Raw genomic sequence first — 18,799 nt, forward strand, 5'->3', positions numbered from 1 at the left:
GTCGCTTTAGCTGCGGGTTATGGCACGCGCACCCCTTTTACAACTTGGCGATATCTCTCTGACTTTCGGAGGCGATCCCGTCTTTCATGATCTGAACCTGACGGTTCAACCCGGCGATCGTATCGCTTTGGTTGGGCGCAACGGCTCGGGTAAATCCACGCTGATGAAACTGATGGCAGGCTTGATCGAGCCTGACCGCGGGCAGGCCGTGCGCGGCCCCGGCGTGACCGTCGGCTATATGGAGCAAGACCCCGATCTGTCGGCCTTTGCCACATTGGGCGAATATGCCGCCTCGAACCTGCCCGAGGGCGAGGAGTATCGCGTTGCGCTGGCGGCCGAGGGCCTTGGCTTTGATCCCGAACGCGCGCCCGACACCGCCTCGGGCGGCGAGCGTCGCCGCGCCTCGCTGGCCAAGCTGATGGCCGAAGCGCCCGAGCTGATGCTGCTGGACGAGCCGACCAACCACCTGGATATCAACGCGATTGCCTGGCTGGAAGAACAGCTAAAAGATACCAAGGCGGGCTATGTGCTGATCAGCCACGACCGTGCCTTCTTGCGCAATCTGACGCGCGGCACGCTTTGGCTGGATCGCGGCACCGTCCGTCGCCAAGATCGCGGCTTTGAGAATTTTGAACTGTGGCGTGATCAGGTCTGGGAAGACGAGGATAGCGCCCGCCACAAGCTGGATCGCAAGATCAAGGCCGAAGCGCGTTGGGCGGTCGAGGGTATCTCGGCCCGCCGCAAGCGCAATATGGGCCGCGTGCGTGCGCTGGGAGAGCTGCGGGCCGAACGCTCGTCGCAAATCCGCCGTCAGGGTGCGGCGGCGATGATGCTGGAAAGCGGGCAATCCTCGGGCCGCAAGGTGATCGAGGCGACGGGTCTGACCAAAGTCTTTGGCGATAAAACCATTGTGCATGATTTCGATCTGACGGTGATGCGCGGCGACCGTGTGGCTTTCGTTGGCCCCAACGGAACCGGAAAAACGACACTGATCAATATGTTGCTGGGTAAACTTCAACCCGATGCGGGCGAAGTGAAACACGGCACCAACCTGCAAGTCGCAGTCTTTGACCAGACGCGCGCCGCCCTCGACCCCGAGCAGACGCTGTGGGAAAGCCTGACGGGCGATCCCGAAATGCGGGTGTCCGGCAAGGCTGACCAGATTATGGTGCGCGGCCAGCCCAAACATGTGGTCGGCTATCTGAAAGAATTCCTGTTCGACGAGTCGCAGGCGCGTGCGCCGGTGCGGGCTTTGTCCGGCGGCGAAAAGGCCAGGCTGCTGCTGGCGCGTCTGATGGCGCGCGAAAGCAATGTGCTGGTGATGGACGAGCCGACCAACGATCTGGATATCGAAACGCTTGATCTGCTGCAGGAATTGCTCGACGGCTATGACGGCACCGTGCTGCTGGTCAGCCACGACCGCGACTTCCTTGATCGCGTCGCCACCACGACGATCGCCATGGAGGGCGGCGGCGAGGCCGTCACCTACGCCGGTGGCTGGAGTGATTATCGTGACCAGCGCGGCGCGGATCTTGCCGCCGCTGCCAGCGCACCAAAGCCGAAAGCCGAGCTGCGCGCCGCAGCGCCCGAGGTGAAAAAACCCGAAGGGCTGAGTTTCACCGAAAGAAAGCGTCTCGAGGCATTGCCCGCCGTCATTGACCGCCTGAATGCCGAGATCGCCAAGCTGAACACGCTGATGGCCGATCCCGATCTGTTCACGCGCGAGCCGGTGAAATTCCGCAAGGCCAGCGAGATGCTGGCCGAGCGGCAGGGCAGTTTGGACGCTGCCGAGATGGAGTGGCTGGAACTAGAGGAAAAAGCCGCAAGTTAAGCGGCTTAGAACTTATAGTTCACACCCAGGGTAAAGGTATTGAGGGACAGATCAGCGGTCAGACCCTCAATATCTACCTTGCCGGTGTTGCGGTGGAATTCCAGATAGCCCGACATGTGGTGGCTGAATTCGGTTTCAATGCCGACACCATAGCTGATACCGCCCGAACGGTCGGAATACGCACCGCTAAAGGTCTCCAACTCGACATCTGTCCAGCGGTAGCCAGCGTTTGAATAGACCATGACGCCGCCCATATCATAGCCCAGACGCAGCATCGCGGCCGTGGATGTGCCAAATCCAACGCTCCAGGTGTCGCTGACGGCGGGAATGACAACATCGTCCTTGGCCCAGCTTTGGGCGATTTCCCCCCAGACGCCAAAGATCGTATTGCCGGTGCGCCAGTCATAACCCGCGCGCAGGTTCAGGCCCAGTCCCGACGGCTCACCCAGCGACCGCGTGCCCAGCAATTGCTGCGCCTGATCGCCAGTCTCGCCGTTCATATCGATAGACCCGCTGTCGCGATTCAGGCCAAATCCGACATAGCCACCGCTAAAGCCCACGCTAGGGGTCATGACAACAATACGCGGCACATGTTGCGCGGCGGCGGCCATAGGTAAAGTGCCGACGACAGCGCCGGCAATAATCAAAGTCATAAAGGAAATTTTCATGGCGCACTCGTTGCTGAATTTGGCGTGAGTGAACCGTGAAAGCGCTCTCAGGTCAACCTTTTGCGGCTTTTTCCGCCTGCCGGATTTCATTCCATAGCGCATCCATCTCGGCCAGATCAGATTGCTCGGGCGATTTTCCGCGCGCGGATAGGCCCGCCTCGATATAGGCGAAACGCCGTGTGAATTTATCATTGGCGCGGCGCAGCGCGCCTTCGGGGTCAAGACCAAGGTGCCGCCCGATATTCGCCATGGCAAACAGCAGATCGCCGAATTCTTCCTCGAGGTCATCAGGCGTCAGCGTGTCGCGCGCCTCGACCAGCTCGCCAACCTCCTCGGCCAGCTTGTCGACCACCTGCGCCACCTCGGGCCAGTCAAACCCGACCCGCGCCGCGCGGTTTTGCAGCTTGGCCGCGCGCAGCAGCGCGGGCAGACCCAGGGCCACGCCGTCCAAAACGCCCTTTTGCGCCTTGCCCGCGCGCTCACGCGCTTTGATCGTCTCCCAATCCTTGACCTGTTGTTCGGGCGATTTTGCGTTGGATTGATCGCCAAAGACATGCGGATGGCGGAACACCATCTTATCTGCAATCGCCTTGACCACATCGGTCAGGGTGAAATGCCCGGCCTCGCGCGCCATCTGGGCGTGAAATACGGTCTGGAACAGCAGATCGCCCAGCTCGCCGCGCAGCTCGCCCCAGTTTTCCTGCGCGATCGCATCGGCCACCTCATAGCCTTCCTCGATCGTATAGGGCGCAATGGTGGCGAATGTCTGCGCGATATCCCACGGACAGCCGGTTTCAGGATCGCGCAGCGCCTCCATGATAATTTCCAACCGCCTGATCTGAATGGCAAGATCGGGGGTTTCATCAGTGATCAAACTGGAAAGGGCGGGCATTGCGGTGTCCGTTGCAAAAGGCGATAACAGAACCCTAGACCGCTATAGCCCGAAGGTGAACCCATGCCCGTCATCAATCGTATTGCCAGCTTCGCCGATGAGATGAAGACATGGCGCCGCCACCTTCATACCAACCCCGAGCTGGGCTTTAACTGCTTTCAAACCGCTGATTTCGTGGCAGAACGCCTGCGCGAGTTCGGCGTCGACGAAATTCACACTGGTATTGCGACCTCGGGCGTGATCGCCATCATCAAGGGGCGCGAGGATGGCCCCACCGTTGGCCTGCGCGCCGATATGGATGCGCTGCCGCTGACCGAGATTACGGGCGTCGACTATGCCTCGCAAAATCCCGGCGCGATGCATGCTTGCGGCCATGACGGCCATACCACCATGCTGCTGGGCGCCGCGAAATATCTGGCCGAGACGCGCAATTTCTCGGGTTCGGTCGCGCTGATCTTTCAACCGGCCGAGGAAGATGGCGGCGGCGCGGGCGTCATGGTGCGTGAAGGCGTCCTTGATCGCTTTCAGATTGCCGAGGTTTACGCCCTGCACAATCACCCGGGTCTGGAGCCCGGTCGGTTCGAGACGACGCCGGGCCCGATCATGGCGGCGGTCGATACATTCACTGTGAATATCACCGGTCGCGGCGGCCATGGCGCGCGCCCGAATGAGACCGCCGACCCGGTTGTGGCCGCTTGCGGCATCGTCGCGGCGATGCAAACCATCGTCAGCCGTAACCACGATCCCGTGCAGGATCTGGTGGTTTCGGTGACGCAGATCCACACCGGCAGCGCCAGCAATATCATCCCCGAAACCGCCTATATCAACGGCACTGTGCGCACCTTTAACAAGGATGTGCAGAATATGGTCATGGCGCGGATGGCGGCGATTGTCGCGGGTCAGGCCCAAGCCTACGGCGTTCAAGCCGAGCTGGTCTATGACCGCAACTATCCCGCGACGATCAACGATCCCGCCAAAGTCGCCATCGCGGCCGAGATCGCGGCCGAGGTTGGTCTGGGCGTTGATGCCAATTGCACGCGCGGCATGGGGGCCGAGGATTTCTCGTATTTTCTGGAACAGCGCCCCGGTGCCTATCTGTTCCTAGGCAATGGCGATACGGCTGGCCTGCATAGCCCATCGTATAATTTCAACGATGAAACCGCGCCGTTTGGGGCTTCCTTCCTTGCGCGTGTCGCCGAACGCGCCTTGCCGCTAAAGGGCTGATCAATGGCACTCGAGGACGCCAAAACCCAGGTTGATCAGGCGTTTACGCGCCAATCTTTGCGCGGCCTCTCGCATGAGAATGCCTTTGGCGGGGCGGTGTCTTTCCTGCGCCGCCGCTATAGCAAGGACTTGAGCGGCGTCGATCTGGCCGTGACCGGCGTGCCCTTTGATCAGGCCGTCACGCATCGCACCGGCCCCCGTTTCGGGCCGCGGGCGCTGCGCGAGGCTTCGACCTTGCAGCCCTATGATCCGCCCTATGGCTGGGGTTATGATCCGCTATCGACGCTGTCGGTGGTGGATTACGGCGATCTGGCGTTCGATTACGCGAAAACGGCGGCCTTCCCGGGCGCGTTGACCGAACATATTCGCGGTATTCTGGCGGCGGGCGCAGGCAGCATCACGCTGGGCGGTGACCACTTTATCACGCTGCCGATCCTGCGTGCCTATGCCGAAAAGTTCGGGCCCCTGTCGGTGATCCATTTCGACGCGCATTCCGATCTGTGGCAGGACGACGATCCAGACCGTATCGACCACGGCACATTCATGTATAAGGCCGTGCGCGAAGGGTTGGTCGATGTCAGCCGCAGCCTGCAAATCGGCATCCGCACCGAATGCGACGATTATCTGGGTATGCCCTATATCGACGCGCGCACTGTCCATGAAAAGGGCGCGACTTGGGTTGTGGAACAGGCCAAATCCGCCGTGGGCGACCATCCTGTATACATCACATTCGATATTGATGCCCTTGATCCCGCATTCGCGCCGGGCACCGGCACGCCGGTTTGGGGTGGTCTTGCCAGTTGGCAGGCGGCGGCGATCCTGCGCGATCTGGCGGGGATCAATCTGATCGGCGGTGATGTGGTCGAGGTCTCGCCCCCCTTCGACCCCACGGGCGCCACCGCTGTCGCGGGCGCCCATGTGGCGATGGAGCTGATCGCCCTTTATGGCTGGACGCGCCGCTAAAAACCCTTAGCCGCCAATATATTGGCGGCTATAGCGCGGCGAGAGCGAGGTCAGAATCTCGTATCCGATGGTCTTGGCGGTCACCGCCAGATCATCGACGCTTTGCTGCGGGCCGATCAGGGTCAGCACCTCGGGGTCGGCGTCCAGATCGGTAATATCGACCGTGATCAAATCCATCGAAATGCGGCCAATGATCGGGCAGGCGATATCGCCGCTGTATACATTTGTGCCAGCCCCCAGCACGCGCAAAACGCCATCGGCATAGCCAGCCGCCAATGTCGCCACACGGGTCGGGCGCCGCGCTTGCCAGGTGTTGCCGTAACCCACGACCTCACCCTCGATCAGATCGCGGGTCTGGATGACGGGCAGGTCAAGCTGCAGCGCCTGCGCGCCTTGGGCATAAGGCGCGGCACCGTGCAACCCGATCCCCGGCCGCACCAGATCGAAATGATAGTCCGGCCCCAGCAAAATGCCACCCGTGGCGGCCAGAGACCGGCTGACGCGCATCCCTTCGGTCATCTGTTTGAACAGATCCAGCTGATAGGCGTTCATCGGATGGTCCGGCTCATCGGCGCAGGCCAGATGGCTCATGATCAGCCGCGGGCCCGCGCCCAGAACCTCGTCGGTGACCGCGGCCCAATCTTCCCATTCAAACCCCAGACGGTTCATACCCGTATCCAGTTGAATGGCGAAGGGACGCCCCGGCAGCGCATCGAACTGGCGGCGCAATTGTTGCGGCGAATTCAGCACCGGCGTCAAATTCAGTTGACGGATCAATGCCGTATCCGTCGTACCATGGCCGGACAGCACGAAGATCTCGGGCGCGGGGCCGACGGCTTCGCGCAGGGCCACGCCTTCCTCGGCCACAGCGACAAAGAATTTGCGCACGCCAGCCTCGGCCAGCGCGGCGCCAACGCGGGCGGCGCCGGTGCCATAGGCATCGGCCTTCAGCACGGCGCCCGCTTCGGCACGCGACATGGCCGCCAGCTTGCGCCAGTTGCCGATAATGGCATCAAGATCAATCGTCAGAATTCCGGTGGTCATGTCGTCTGGCTTCTCGTTACTGCTGGCATTCGATCAGAACTCGACCGAAGCACCTTCTTGCCACGGTTTTACAAGATTTCCAAAGCGCGTGAAGCGCCCTTCGAAGCTGAGGTCAACCGAACCGATCGGCCCGTGGCGCTGTTTGCCGATAATGACCTCGGCGCGGCCATGCAGGCGGTCCATATCCTCCTGCCACTTGGCCATTTTGTCCATTTCATGGTCGCCCGGTTTTTCGCGTTCTTTGTAATATTCCTCGCGGAACACGAACATCACCACATCGGCGTCCTGCTCGATCGAGCCGGATTCGCGCAGATCCGACAGTTGCGGCCGTTTATCTTCACGCGATTCCACCTGACGCGACAGCTGCGACAGCGCGATCACCGGCACGTTCAGCTCTTTCGCGATCGCCTTCAGGCCCTGCGTGATCTCGGACACTTCGTTCACACGGCTGTCTTTGGCGCTGGCGGGGCGGACAAGCTGCAAATAGTCGACGAAAAGCACATCTAGGCCGTGCGTCCGTTTCAGGCGGCGGGCGCGGGCGGCCAACTGGCTGATCGGCAGCGCGGGCGTGTCGTCGATATACAGCGGGCAGGATTCGAGTTGCTTGGCCGCCTCAACGAAACGGCGGAACTCGGCCTCGGTCATATCGCCGCGCCGGATCTGTTCGGACGGGATCTCGGCCGCCTCGGACAAGATCCGCGCCGCAAGCTGTTCTGCCGACATCTCGAGGCTATAGAACCCCACGACGCCGCCATTCACCGCGCCCTCTGATCCGTCATGGCGGATACCGCGCTGATAGGCCTTGGCCACGTTAAAGGCGATGTTCGTCGCCAGCGAGGTTTTCCCCATCGAGGGACGCCCCGCCAAGATCAGCAAGTCCGAATTGTGCAGACCGCCCAGCTTTTTATCCAGATCCATCAGGCCGGTAGAGAGGCCCGCAAGGCCGCCGTCGCGCTGGTAGGCCGCATTCGCTGTCTCAACAGCCTCGCGCAAGGCGCTGAGAAAGCTGGTAAAACCGGATTCAGCGTTACCCTGTTCCGCCATCTTGTAAAGACGCTGTTCGGCGGCGATGATCTGCTCTTTGGGGTCGGTCTCGGCCTCGAATGTCTTGGCCTGCGCCGAAATATCCTGACCCAGGCGGATCAGATCGCGCCGCACCGACAGATCATAGATCATCTGCGCATAGTCGCGCGCGGCAAAGCCCGAGATCGCAGCCCCGGCAAGGCGCGCAAGATAGGCCGTGCCGCCCAGCTCTTTCAGCCCGGCGTCTTCCTCGAAAAACGGCTTCAGCGTCACCGGCGAGGCCAGCGCGTTGCGGGTGATCCGCTGCGCCGCCACCTCGAAAATGCGGGCGTGGACGGGGTCGTAGAAATGATCGGGTTTGATGATCATCGCCACGCGGTCATAGACCTCGTTATTCGTCAGGATCGCGCCGAGCAATTGCTGCTCGGCCTCGATCGACTGGGGCATGGGATCATCCACCGCCGCTTGGGTCAGCGGCGTGCCATCAGGGGAAAAGGCGCTGATGTCGTTCATCCCAAATGCTCCTTACGGGTTTGCGGCCTGCCATGCGGCGGGGTCTTTCAGGAAGCTTTCGACACCCGAAAGCGTCTCGTCGTCGAACAGCTCTTGGGCACGCGCCTCGGCCAGAACATCCCACCAGGTGCACAGGTGGTGCAGCTTGATGCCAGCCGCGCCCAGCGTCTCATGGACGCCTTCGTAGATGTCGTAATAAAAGATCACCGCCGTATGGCCACAGGTCGCGCCGGTGTCGCGGATCGCATCCACAAACGACAGTTTCGAGCCGCCATCCGTGGTCAGATCCTCGACCAGCAGGACGCGCTGGCCCTCGGACATCGCGCCCTCAATCCGGGCATTGCGGCCATAGCCCTTGGGCTTTTTGCGCACATAGGTCATCGGCAGGGCCATACGCTCGGCCACAAAAGCGGCAAAGGGAATGCCCGCCGTCTCACCGCCTGCGATATTGTCGAACGCCTCGAAACCGGCATCGCGCATCACGGTGATGGTCAGGAAATCCATCAGGGTCGAGCGGATACGCGGATAGGAGATCAGCTTGCGGCAGTCGATATAGGTCGGGGCCTTTTTACCGCTGGCATGGGTAAAGGGCGCGCGCGCGTTGAAATGCACCGCGCCGATTTCCAGCAGCATCCGCGCCGAGAGGCGGGCGATTTCTTCCTTGGGCGGATAAGAAGTCGGGATCATCAAAGGGGCCTTTCTTTATTCTGCGACGCGCCAATGCAGCGCAAAACCGGGGTCAAAGACGGTAACGGGGCCGTCGCCGGTTTCAATATGGCTGGGGAAGCTGACGGGCGCCTCGCTGCGGGTCAGCGTCAGCGTGCCGGTGTTTGCCGGCAGACGGTAATGCGCCGCGCCGTTCAGCGCGGTAAACGCCTCGAGGTGCTGCAGCGCATTCTCGCGCTCGAACACTTCGGCAAGACAGGACATGGTATTGGTGGCGGTAAAGCAGCCGGCGCAGCCGCAGGGCAGCAGCTTGTTCGCATCGGTGTGCGGCGCGCTATCAGTGCCAAGGAAGAACCGGCCATCGCCCGAGGTTGCCGCCTCGACCAGCGCAAGGCGGTGCGTTTCGCGTTTGGCGACCGGCAGGCAGTAGTAATGCGGCTTGATGCCGCCCGCCAGAATATGGTTCCGGTTGATGATCAGGTGGTGCATCGTGATGCTGGCCGCCAGATCGCCGCCCGTCGCGCCGCGCACATAGCTGACGGCGGTGCGGGTGGTGATATGTTCCATGATGACGCGCAGGCCCGGGGTCGCGGCGCGGATCGGCTCTAGCACGCGGTCGATAAACACGGCTTCGCGGTCGAAAATATCAACCTCGGGGTCGGTCACCTCGCCGTGCGTGCACAGCGGCATGCCGATCTCGGCCATCTTTTCCAGCACGGGGCGCACTTTGTCGAAATTATGCACGCCCGAATGCGAATTCGTCGTCGCGCCTGCGGGGTAAAGCTTTACGGCAACGGCGATCCCCTCGGCATGGGCGCGGGCCAGATCGTTCGGATCGGTATCTTCGGTCAGATACAGCGTCATCAGCGGGGTGAAATCCGCGCCTGCGGGCAGGGCGGACAGGATACGCTCGCGATAGGCGGCCGCTTGGGCGGCGGTGACGACCGGCGGCACCAGATTGGGCATGATCAGCGCGCGGGCGAAATCGCGGGTGGTTTCGGGCAGGACAGCCTGCAACATCGCGCCATCACGCAGATGCAAATGAAAGTCATCGGGGCGGCGCAAGGTGATCGTCTGTGTCATAGCCATCGCTTTTGGAAACAGGTGCAGTCTGATGCCCATGCGGGATTTCACGCCCAAGGGCAAGGGTAGCGACTGTATAGCCCGCCGCGTTTTTTCTTTCCACGCTTTGATTGCGCGAATGTGCCGCAATCGTCAGGCGGCGTTGCGTAAATAAGGGCTGAATGCAACGAGCGTTTTCCCCGCGGGGAAGAGGGCGGGGAAGATAGCGGCGAAGGCGGAATACCGCCGCATGTCACGCCCGCGTTAACCTACGCGAGAGTGAATACTTGACCATCAGGTCGATAATCGTTTCTAAAGCAAAGACTTTTGGGAATGGAGAGAGACGTGAAGACCTTAATTACCGGCGCGGTCGCCGCTTTGGCGCTGAGCGCAACATCGGCTTTGGCCTGCACCAACTGGGAACTGCCGCCGAGCTATGGCGATGTGACCCTGGCCGCTGGCTTTATGCCCGATCCCCATACGCTGGACATGGCGGCGGGTGGCCCGATCAACCTCAGCACCTGCACCGAAGAGCCGGGTATCGGCTTTATCAGCGAGGCGCCCGATTACGATCTGTATTGGGAGGGCAACGGCACGCTGACCATCGCCTTTGAATCGGACGAGGACACCGTCCTGCTGGTGAACGGCCAGCAATGGGAATGGTATTACAATGACGATTACAAAGGCCTGAACCCCGCCATCGTGATCGAGAATGCCCCCGCCGGTCTTTACGACATCTGGGTCGGCACGATCACCGAGGGCAGCTATCCCAATGGCACGTTGATCATCACCGAACTGCCTTACTAATGCAAAAGGGCCGCGCAGATCGCGCGGCCCTTATTCCATCAGGCTGACGCCCTATGTCGCGGATGCCTTATTTGGCAGGTGCCGGCCCGATCATCATGACCATCTGGCGACCTTCCAGCTTGGGCATGCTTTCGACTTTACCCTCGGCCTTCACATCTTCGGCCACGCGGTCCAGCAATTGGCGGCCCAGATCCTGGTGCGCCATTTCGCGACCACGAAAACGCAGCGTGACTTTGACCTTGTCGCCTTCGCCCAGGAATTTCAGCACCGAGCGCATTTTGACATCATAGTCATGCGTATCGGTGTTGGGGCGGAATTTGACTTCCTTGATCTCGATGACCTTTTGATTGCGGCGCGCTTCGGCCTCTTTCTTCTGGGTCTCGTATTTGTATTTACCAAAGTCCATGATCTTACAGACCGGCGGCACGGCGTTGGGCGAAATTTCGACCAAGTCGAGGCCAGCTTCTTCTGCAAGCATCAGCGCACGCTCGGGCGAGACGACGCCGATATTTTCTCCGTCCGCGCCAATCAGGCGGATGTCACCCCCACGGATACGCTCGTTGATCCGGGGTCCGGTTTCGCGTGTGGGCGGCGCGTTATGCGGTCTACGTCCTATGACTTTGTTCCTTTTGACATTAGGCTTTGGCGCGCAAAATAGTGCCGTGGCGCGCGGCTTTCAACCTCAATTCGGGGCCAAGGCCCCGATAATCAATCAACGAAGGCCTTTTCGATGACGAATTCGGCCGGATCGGAATTTGCACCCTCGCGCAGACCGGCTTTTTCCAGCAGCGCCTTGATATCGAGGTTAAAGGCAAGGTTGCCGCAAACCATGGCGCGATCCACCGCCGGATCGAGCGGCGGCAGGCCAAGATCGGTGAACATCTGCCCGCTTTCGATCAGTGCGGTGATACGGCCCATCTTGGCGCTCTCCTCGCGCGTGGTGGTGGGATAGTATTTCACCTGATGGGCGAATTCGCCGATCAGCGGGTCATTGGCCAGATCCTCTAGCAGCTGGCGACCATAGGTCAACTCGGCCACTTCGCGGCAGGTATGGGTGATGATCACTTCCTCGAAACGCTCATAGGTCTCGGGGTCGCGCAGCAGCGAGGCAAAGGGCGCAAAGCCGGTGCCAGTTGCAAAGAAATAGACACGTTTGGCGGGCGTCAGCGCATCCAGTACCAAGGTGCCCACCGGCTTGGGGCGCAGAATGATCTGATCGCCTTCCTTGATATGCTGCAGGCGCGAGGTCAGCGGGCCGTCCGGGACGATGATCGAATAGAACTCGAGTTCCTCATCCCAAGAGGGCGAGGCAATCGAATAGGCGCGCAGGATCGGCTTGCCATTATCGCCGGGCAGGCCGATCATCACGAACTCGCCCGAGCGGAAGCGCAGGCTTTGCGGGCGCGTCATACGAAAGGCAAATAGCCCGTCCGAATAATGCGTCACCTTGGTCACCGTCTGCACATCGGGCGAGATGATCTTGCTGCCTTCCGCCATGGGAATTCCTCTCAACTATTTATGGGGGTTATAGGCAGGCCGGGCGGAAAGGAAAAGGCTGGGCCGCGCTTTTGATGCTCGCATATGCGCGCGCGCGCGGGGGTGCAACCCGCTATTCGGCCCGTTTACTCTGCCCAGGCGTGATCGGCGGTAAAGACGATCGTCAGCCAGCGGTCAGGGCCGGGTTGGCCGATCTGGGTGGCAATATCATTGCGCAGCGCATCCCATGCCGTGATGCTTTGGGTTGGGGTGTCGGGGGCGACGATAAAGTAAATCTCGATCTGCAAGCCGCGGCCGATCTTGGCGACATAGGCGCGGTAATCCAAAAAGCCATGCTGCGCGACCGCGCGTTCGCATATTGCATCAACATCGGCCTTTAACTCCATCGGAGTCATCAGGAAAATTTCAGAGAACGCCTGACGCACGATAGGGATCGGCAGCGGCATCAGCCCCAGCGAGATCACCGCCAGAATGACCGGATCGACATAGGGCACCATCCACGCATGTTCGGTGCGCTGCAAGATCAGCGCGATGACGAACGAGACCAGCAGCGCGGCGGTGATCGATCCGCCCATCAGCCACGAGCGGATATCCAGCGCGATCAGTTCGGATTTGATGCGGCGATTGTGGCGGGTCTCCCACGCCATCATGCCGAAATAAACGAACAGCGTCGTGACGGCATAGATCAGGCCGATGCCAAAGTCAGGCTCGCGCCCGCCGTGGCCGATGCTGATGATCGCGTTCATCAGCCCATAGGCCGAGATGATGATCAGCATCATGCCGTTCAACGCCAGCACGATGGGCTCCAGATGCCAGAACCCCATGCTGAACCGGCTGCGCAGCCGGTGCGACAACCCGTCCGGCGCGGCAGAGCGCAGGATCAGCGAGGCGACCACCAGCGACAGCACCGTCATCGAGGCGTCGATCAGCGAATAGGCGCTGTCAAAAATGACAGCGGCAGAGCCTGACCATAGCCCGAGGGTGACCCCATAGGCGGCAATGATGAATGTGGCAATGATGGAGCGGCGCAGGATTACTTCTTCGGTCATGATAGACTGGATGTCGCAGGCCCTGCGCCAGATGGCAAGGCTTAAGCGGTGACCAGTGCCGCAGCCGCGAGCGCCGCGATGATCGGCAGGAAGTCTGCGGCCTTCAGACTCGCGCCGCCCACCAGCGCGCCATCGACATCGGCGGCCGCGAAAATCTCGGCCGCGTTCGAGGCTTTGACCGAGCCGCCGTAAAGGATGCGGATCATCTCGGCCTCGTGCCCAAAGCGCGCGCGCAAGATAGCGCGGATGCGGCCATGCACTTCGGCGATTTGCTGAGGGGTCGGGATCAGACCGGTACCCACAGCCCAGAGCGGCTCATAGGCGACGATGGTGTTGCCGCCCACGCATCCCTCGGGCAGCGAGGCCTCGAGTTCTGCGGTGATGGCGTCCAATGTGATGCCCGCTTCGCGCTGCTCGAGGCTTTCGCCAACGCAGATCACGGCGGTCAGACCCGCTTCCAATGCGGCACCGGCTTTGGCGCGGACAAGGTCATTGGTCTCGGCATGATCGCGGCGGCGTTCGGAATGGCCGACGATGACATGGGTTGCGCCCGCGTCGCGCAGCATCAGGGCCGAAATCTCGCCCGTATAGGCGCCGCTTTGCAACGGGTGGCAATCCTGACCGCCGATGGCGAAGCTGGCTGCGGCATGGGGGGCGGCGGCGGCGATCAGCGTGGCAGGTGGGCAGATCAGCGTATCGACAGCTTTGTCGGCGCCCGTGGCGATGGCTGCGATCTGCGACAGATCCGCCACCGTGCCAAACATCTTCCAGTTACCCGCAGCAATTTTACGACGCATAAGCCCCTCCGATATGTCTTTGGGTCGTCTAACAGCAGCGGGGAGGGTCAGAAACCCTGATAACCCTAACGGTTAACCCTAACAGTTTGCTTAAACTGCAAATTTACCGGCAGTGCGATTAAACTGCAAACTTAGCCGGCAGTTGGCTTAAACTGCGAACTTAATCGACTCGCCGCAGCCGCAGGCTTCGACAACATTGGGGTTGTTGAATTTAAAGCCGGTGTGCAGCAGCGTGTCCTCAAAGTCGATCTCGGTGCCGAACAGGAACATCTGTGCCATCGGCGCGATCATGACGCGCGCGCCGTCTTGATCGACGATCTCGTCCAGCGGGTTCACCTGATCTGCGTATTCCATCGTATATTCCATGCCCGCACAGCCGCCCTTTTTCACGCCAAGGCGCAGGCCAGCATGGCCCGCAGTCTCCATCAGCGCGCGAATGCGCGTGGCGGCGGCGGGGGTAAGCGAGACGGCTTGCTTGCCGGGAATTGCGAACATGATCCGTTCCTTACATGAAGCCAAGTTCGAGGCGCGCCTCGTCCGACATCATCGCCATGCCCCATTGCGGCTCCCAGACGATATTGACATCGACCTGTTTGACGCCGGGCAAAGGTTCAATCGCCTGCGCAACCCAGCCGGGCATCTCGCCCGCAACGGGGCAGCCGGGGGCGGTCAGGGTCATCGCGATATTCACTTCGGATTCGTCGTTGATATCAATCGTATAGACAAGGCCGAGGTCATAGATATTCACCGGGATTTCCGGATCGTAAACGGTGCGGCATGCCTCGACAATCGACTCATACAAAGGATGGTCGGTGCTGGAGGGGGCGATCAGGGGATCACCCTCGAACGGGACGGTTGTATCGGACATGGCAGCCTCTGAGAACGTGTTGTCGCAAATATAGGTGCGGGCAGGGCAAAGGTAAAGGCGGGGTGCCTTTCCTTTGGCGGGCTTGCGGTCTAAAAGGCGCCCTCAACGAATAGGACGGATTATGGCGAGCGGTATCAGTTTCACCCTGAACGGGACGGATGGCAAGGCGCGTGTGGGCGTTATTTCAACGCCGCGCGGCGAAATCCGCACGCCTGCGTTTATGCCGGTGGGCACTGCTGCGACGGTCAAGGCGATGATGCCCGAGTCTGTCGCCGCCACTGGCGCCGATATTTTGCTGGGCAATACCTATCACCTGATGCTGCGCCCGACGGCCGAGCGGATCGACCGTCTGGGCGGATTGCACAGGTTCATGAACTGGGAAAAGCCGATCTTGACGGATTCGGGCGGTTTTCAGGTCATGTCGCTGGCCGGTTTGCGCAAGCTGACCGAGGAAGGCGTGACCTTTTCCAGCCATGTCGACGGCTCGCGCCATTTCGTCAGCCCCGAGCGCAGCATGGAAATCCAAAAGCTGCTCGGCTCGGATATCGTGATGGCTTTTGATGAATGCCCCGCGCTGCCCGCAACCGAGGAAACCGTGGCCCAGTCGATGCGTATGTCGATGCGGTGGGCGCAGCGCTCGCGCGATGCGTTCGGTGATCGCCCGGGCCATGCTTTGTTCGGTATCCAGCAAGGCGGCGTGACAGAAAGCCTGCGCGGCGAATCCGCAGACGCTTTGCGCGCCATTGAATTCGACGGCTACGCCATTGGCGGTCTGGCCGTGGGCGAGGGGCAAGAGGCGATGTTCGGCGTGCTGGATTACGCGCCCGATATGCTGCCCACCGACAAGCCGCGCTATCTGATGGGCGTCGGCAAGCCCGATGATATCGTGGGCGCCGTCAAGCGCGGCGTCGATATGATGGATTGCGTGCTGCCTAGCCGTTCGGGGCGCACGGGGCAGGCCTGGACGCATCGCGGTCAGGTCAATATCAAGAACGCCCGTCATGCGGATGATCCACGCCCCTTGGATGAAAACTGCACCTGTCCGGCCTGCAGCAAATACAGCCGCGCCTATCTGCATCACGTCTTCCGCTCGCAAGAGATGATCTCGGGGATGCTGCTGACGTGGCATAACCTGCATTACTATCAAGAGTTGATGGCAGGGATGCGCGCGGCAATCGCCGCCGGCCGTTTTGCCGCGTTCGAGGCTGATTTCCATGCCAAGCGCGCGCAAGGCGATATCGATCCGCTTTAAATTTGAACCAATCGAACACTTGCAGAACCTCCGCCCGTTGTTCAAGGTGGAGGGGATGACTTGAATTGGCAGCCCCGCGCTACCAGATCTGGTCAGTGAAAGAGGGGATGGCGCAAGGGCTGCCACTTTTGGGGCCAAGTCCATCCTGCCTAGGAAAGGAAATAAGATGAACGATCACTTCAGCCCTTCCTACCCGGTGCTGCCGTTGCGCGACATCGTGGTGTTTCCGCATATGATCGTGCCGCTGTTTGTGGGGCGCGAGAAATCCGTGCGGGCGCTGGAGGAGGTCATGTCTGAGGATCGTCAGATCCTGCTGTCCAGCCAAATGGATGCAGGCGTCGATGATCCCGGCATTGACGGAATCTATCGCACAGGCGTGTTGGCGAATGTGCTGCAACTGCTGAAGCTGCCCGATGGCACGGTGAAAGTGCTGGTCGAGGGTAAAACCCGCGTGCGCATCACCGATTTCGTCGAGAACGACCGTTTCTTTGAGGCCCATGCCGAGCCGCTGGACGAGACCCTCGGCGATGGCGAAGTGGTCGATGCTTTGCTGCGTTCGGTCGCCGAAGATTTCGAGCGTTACGCTAAGGTTAAAAAGAATATCCCCGAAGAGGCCATTGCCGCTGTTGTCGAGGCGACCGAACCCGCACGTCTGGCGGATCTGGTTGCCGGACACCTTGGCATTGATGTCGCGCAAAAGCAGGAACTGCTGGAAACGCTGACCGTCTCGGCCCGTCTGGAAAAGGTCTATGGCCTGATGGACGGCGAAATGTCGGTGCTGCAGGTCGAGAAGAAGATCAAGTCGCGCGTCAAATCGCAGATGGAGCGCACCCAGCGCGAATATTATCTGAATGAGCAGATGAAGGCCATTCAGAAGGAGCTGGGCGAGGGCGAGGACGGCAGCAACGAGCTGGGCGAGCTGGAAGAAAAGATCGCCAAGACCAAGCTGTCGAAAGAGGCCCGTGAAAAGGCCGAAGCCGAGCTGAAAAAGCTGAAGTCGATGTCGCCGATGTCGGCAGAGGCGACGGTCGTGCGCAACTATCTGGACTGGCTGCTGGGCGTGCCGTGGGGTGTGAAATCCCGCGTCAAGAAAGATCTGCCCAAAGCCGAGGCCATCCTGAACGCCGATCACTACGGCCTTGAAAAGGTCAAGGAACGCATCGTCGAATTCCTGGCCGTGCAAAGCCGCAGTGACAAGCTGAAAGGCCCGATCCTGACGCTGGTCGGCCCTCCGGGCGTGGGTAAAACCTCGCTGGGTAAGTCGATTGCAAAGGCCACGGGGCGCGAATTCATCCGCATCAGCCTTGGCGGTGTGCATGATGAAAGCGAGATCCGCGGTCACCGTCGGACGTATATCGGCTCGATGCCCGGCAAGATCATTCAGGCGCTGAAAAAGGCCAAAACGACGAACCCGCTCATCCTGCTCGATGAAATCGACAAGATGGGGCAGGATTATCGTGGCGACCCCGCATCGGCCCTGCTCGAGGTGCTGGACCCGGAACAGAACAACACCTTCGTCGACCACTACCTTGAGGTGGAATACGATCTGTCGAACGTGATGTTCATCACGACCGCGAACAGCTACAATATGCCCGGGCCCCTGCTGGACCGGATGGAGATCATCTCGCTTTCGGGTTACACCGAAGACGAAAAGCGCGAGATCGCCCGCCAGTATCTGGTCGACAAGCAGTTGAAAAACAACGGCTTGAAGCCCAAGGAATTCAGCATCTCGGATGATGCGCTGCAGGAAATCATCCGCAGCTATACCCGCGAGGCTGGCGTCCGTAACCTCGAGCGCGAGATCGCCAAAGTGGCCCGCAAGGCCGTGACCAAGATCATTAAGGGCGAAGCAGAATCCATTGAGGTGACTGCGGAAAACATCAATGACTTCTTGGGCGTGAAGCGTTTCCGTTGGGGTCTGACCGAGAAAGAGGATCAGGTCGGTGTTGTCACCGGTCTCGCCTGGACCTCGGTTGGCGGCGACATCTTGCAGATCGAAGCCCTGCGTCTGCCGGGTAAAGGTCGCATGAAGGTCACCGGCAAGCTGGGCGACGTGATGAAGGAATCCATCGAGACGGCGGCCAGCTATGTCCGCTCGATCGCGCCAAAGCTGGGGGTGAAGCCCACCCGCTTTGACAAGGTGGATATCCACGTGCACGTCCCCGATGGTGCCACCCCGAAAGACGGGCCTTCGGCCGGTCTTGCGATGGTGACCTCGATGGTATCGGTGATGACCGGGATTCCGGTGCGCAAGGATATTGCCATGACGGGTGAAGTGAGCCTGCGCGGCAATGCGCTGCCCATCGGCGGTCTGAAAGAAAAGCTGCTGGCTGCGCTGCGGGCAGGCGTCAAGACGGTGTTCATCCCGATTGAGAACGAAAAGGATCTGGCCGACATTCCTGAGAATGTGAAGCTGGGTCTGGAAATCGTGCCTGTACACCATGTGTCCGAAGTGCTGGCCCGTGCGCTGACCCGTCAGCCCGAGCCGATCGAATGGGACGAAGAGGCCGAGGAAGCCGCAGCCCTTGCCGCGCAGCAATCGCGGTCGGGCGGCGAAGGTATCGGCATCGCCCATTAACCAACTGGGGCGCCCCTTCGGGGGCGCCTACCTTGCATCCTGCGCCAGCTTGACGGCAGGCGCGC

18 protein-coding genes are annotated in these 18,799 nt (G+C 60.7%); 6 read left to right on the top strand and 12 right to left on the bottom strand.

From position 1 onward, the window contains the following. Positions 1-19: 19 nt before the first annotated feature. Positions 20-1,831, top strand: a complete 1,812-nt coding sequence (locus tag KVU_RS04635) for an ABC-F family ATP-binding cassette domain-containing protein (RefSeq protein ID WP_013384175.1) — start codon at positions 20-22, stop codon at positions 1,829-1,831. Between the two features lie 5 nt (positions 1,832-1,836). On the opposite strand, the gene KVU_RS04640 is transcribed toward KVU_RS04635, so the two are convergent. Next, positions 1,837-2,499, bottom strand: coding sequence for an outer membrane protein (locus KVU_RS04640; RefSeq protein ID WP_013384176.1), 663 nt, complete (start codon positions 2,497-2,499; stop codon positions 1,837-1,839). Between the two features lie 52 nt (positions 2,500-2,551). After that, positions 2,552-3,391: a nucleoside triphosphate pyrophosphohydrolase gene (gene mazG / locus KVU_RS04645; RefSeq protein WP_013384177.1), complete on the bottom strand. Its 840-nt coding sequence runs from the start codon at positions 3,389-3,391 to the stop codon at positions 2,552-2,554. 63 nt (positions 3,392-3,454) lie between these two features. Here mazG and KVU_RS04650 point away from each other — a divergent pair, with 63 nt between their 5' ends. Further along, the gene (locus KVU_RS04650; protein WP_013384178.1) at positions 3,455-4,615 is read left to right on the top strand and encodes a M20 aminoacylase family protein; all 1,161 of its coding nucleotides are present in this window, start codon (positions 3,455-3,457) and stop codon (positions 4,613-4,615) included. A 3-nt stretch (positions 4,616-4,618) separates the two neighbouring features. Then, the gene (speB, locus tag KVU_RS04655) at positions 4,619-5,578 is read left to right on the top strand and encodes an agmatinase (RefSeq protein ID WP_013384179.1); all 960 of its coding nucleotides are present in this window, start codon (positions 4,619-4,621) and stop codon (positions 5,576-5,578) included. 6 nt (positions 5,579-5,584) lie between these two features. Here the strand turns inward: speB and alr are convergent, their stop codons facing one another. From alr to pyrC, 4 genes are read right to left on the bottom strand one after another with little or no spacing between them, the layout of a single operon-like run. Beyond that, positions 5,585-6,622 (bottom strand): alanine racemase, encoded by a 1,038-nt coding sequence (gene alr / locus KVU_RS04660; protein ID WP_013384180.1) that lies wholly within the window; start codon positions 6,620-6,622, stop codon positions 5,585-5,587. 33 nt (positions 6,623-6,655) lie between these two features. After that, the gene (locus KVU_RS04665) at positions 6,656-8,158 is read right to left on the bottom strand and encodes a replicative DNA helicase (protein WP_013384181.1); all 1,503 of its coding nucleotides are present in this window, start codon (positions 8,156-8,158) and stop codon (positions 6,656-6,658) included. Positions 8,159-8,170: 12 nt separating this feature from the next. Continuing rightward, positions 8,171-8,845 (bottom strand): orotate phosphoribosyltransferase, encoded by a 675-nt coding sequence (locus KVU_RS04670; RefSeq protein WP_013384182.1) that lies wholly within the window; start codon positions 8,843-8,845, stop codon positions 8,171-8,173. A 15-nt stretch (positions 8,846-8,860) separates the two neighbouring features. Further along, the gene (gene pyrC / locus KVU_RS04675) at positions 8,861-9,907 is read right to left on the bottom strand and encodes a dihydroorotase (RefSeq protein WP_044008156.1); all 1,047 of its coding nucleotides are present in this window, start codon (positions 9,905-9,907) and stop codon (positions 8,861-8,863) included. Between the two features lie 324 nt (positions 9,908-10,231). Between pyrC and KVU_RS04680 the strand changes: the two genes are divergently transcribed. Continuing rightward, complete coding sequence (locus KVU_RS04680; protein ID WP_013384184.1) at positions 10,232-10,693, top strand: peptidase S1; 462 nt, start codon at positions 10,232-10,234, stop codon at positions 10,691-10,693. Positions 10,694-10,760: 67 nt separating this feature from the next. Here the strand turns inward: KVU_RS04680 and infC are convergent, their stop codons facing one another. The 6 genes from infC to KVU_RS04710 all read right to left on the bottom strand — a co-directional run bounded on the left by infC (position 10,761) and on the right by KVU_RS04710 (position 14,904). Further along, on the bottom strand, positions 10,761-11,309 hold the full coding sequence (gene infC / locus KVU_RS04685) for a translation initiation factor IF-3 (RefSeq protein WP_044008036.1): 549 nt from the start codon (positions 11,307-11,309) through the stop codon (positions 10,761-10,763). A gap of 92 nt (positions 11,310-11,401) precedes the next feature. Then, the gene (locus tag KVU_RS04690) at positions 11,402-12,190 is read right to left on the bottom strand and encodes a ferredoxin--NADP reductase (protein WP_013384186.1); all 789 of its coding nucleotides are present in this window, start codon (positions 12,188-12,190) and stop codon (positions 11,402-11,404) included. 125 nt (positions 12,191-12,315) lie between these two features. Then, a complete protein-coding gene (locus tag KVU_RS04695; protein ID WP_013384187.1) occupies positions 12,316-13,239 on the bottom strand; it encodes a cation diffusion facilitator family transporter in 924 nt (307 codons plus the stop codon). Between the two features lie 41 nt (positions 13,240-13,280). Further along, complete coding sequence (tpiA, locus tag KVU_RS04700; RefSeq protein WP_014537697.1) at positions 13,281-14,036, bottom strand: triose-phosphate isomerase; 756 nt, start codon at positions 14,034-14,036, stop codon at positions 13,281-13,283. Between the two features lie 147 nt (positions 14,037-14,183). Further along, the gene (locus KVU_RS04705) at positions 14,184-14,531 is read right to left on the bottom strand and encodes a HesB/IscA family protein (protein WP_013384189.1); all 348 of its coding nucleotides are present in this window, start codon (positions 14,529-14,531) and stop codon (positions 14,184-14,186) included. A 10-nt stretch (positions 14,532-14,541) separates the two neighbouring features. After that, positions 14,542-14,904, bottom strand: a complete 363-nt coding sequence (locus KVU_RS04710) for an SUF system Fe-S cluster assembly protein (RefSeq protein ID WP_013384190.1) — start codon at positions 14,902-14,904, stop codon at positions 14,542-14,544. 121 nt (positions 14,905-15,025) lie between these two features. On the opposite strand from KVU_RS04710, the gene tgt reads away from it, so the two are divergent. Together tgt and lon are read left to right on the top strand one after the other, a co-directional pair. Continuing rightward, positions 15,026-16,156 carry a tRNA guanosine(34) transglycosylase Tgt gene (tgt, locus tag KVU_RS04715; protein ID WP_013384191.1) on the top strand — a complete coding sequence of 377 codons (1,131 nt, stop codon included), beginning with the start codon at positions 15,026-15,028 and terminating at the stop codon, positions 16,154-16,156. Positions 16,157-16,322: 166 nt separating this feature from the next. Next, positions 16,323-18,734, top strand: a complete 2,412-nt coding sequence (lon, locus tag KVU_RS04720; RefSeq protein ID WP_014537698.1) for an endopeptidase La — start codon at positions 16,323-16,325, stop codon at positions 18,732-18,734. Positions 18,735-18,799 lie beyond the last annotated feature (65 nt).

The organism is Ketogulonicigenium vulgare WSH-001 (genome assembly GCF_000223375.1).
GTDB lineage: Bacteria > Pseudomonadota > Alphaproteobacteria > Rhodobacterales > Rhodobacteraceae > Ketogulonicigenium > Ketogulonicigenium vulgare.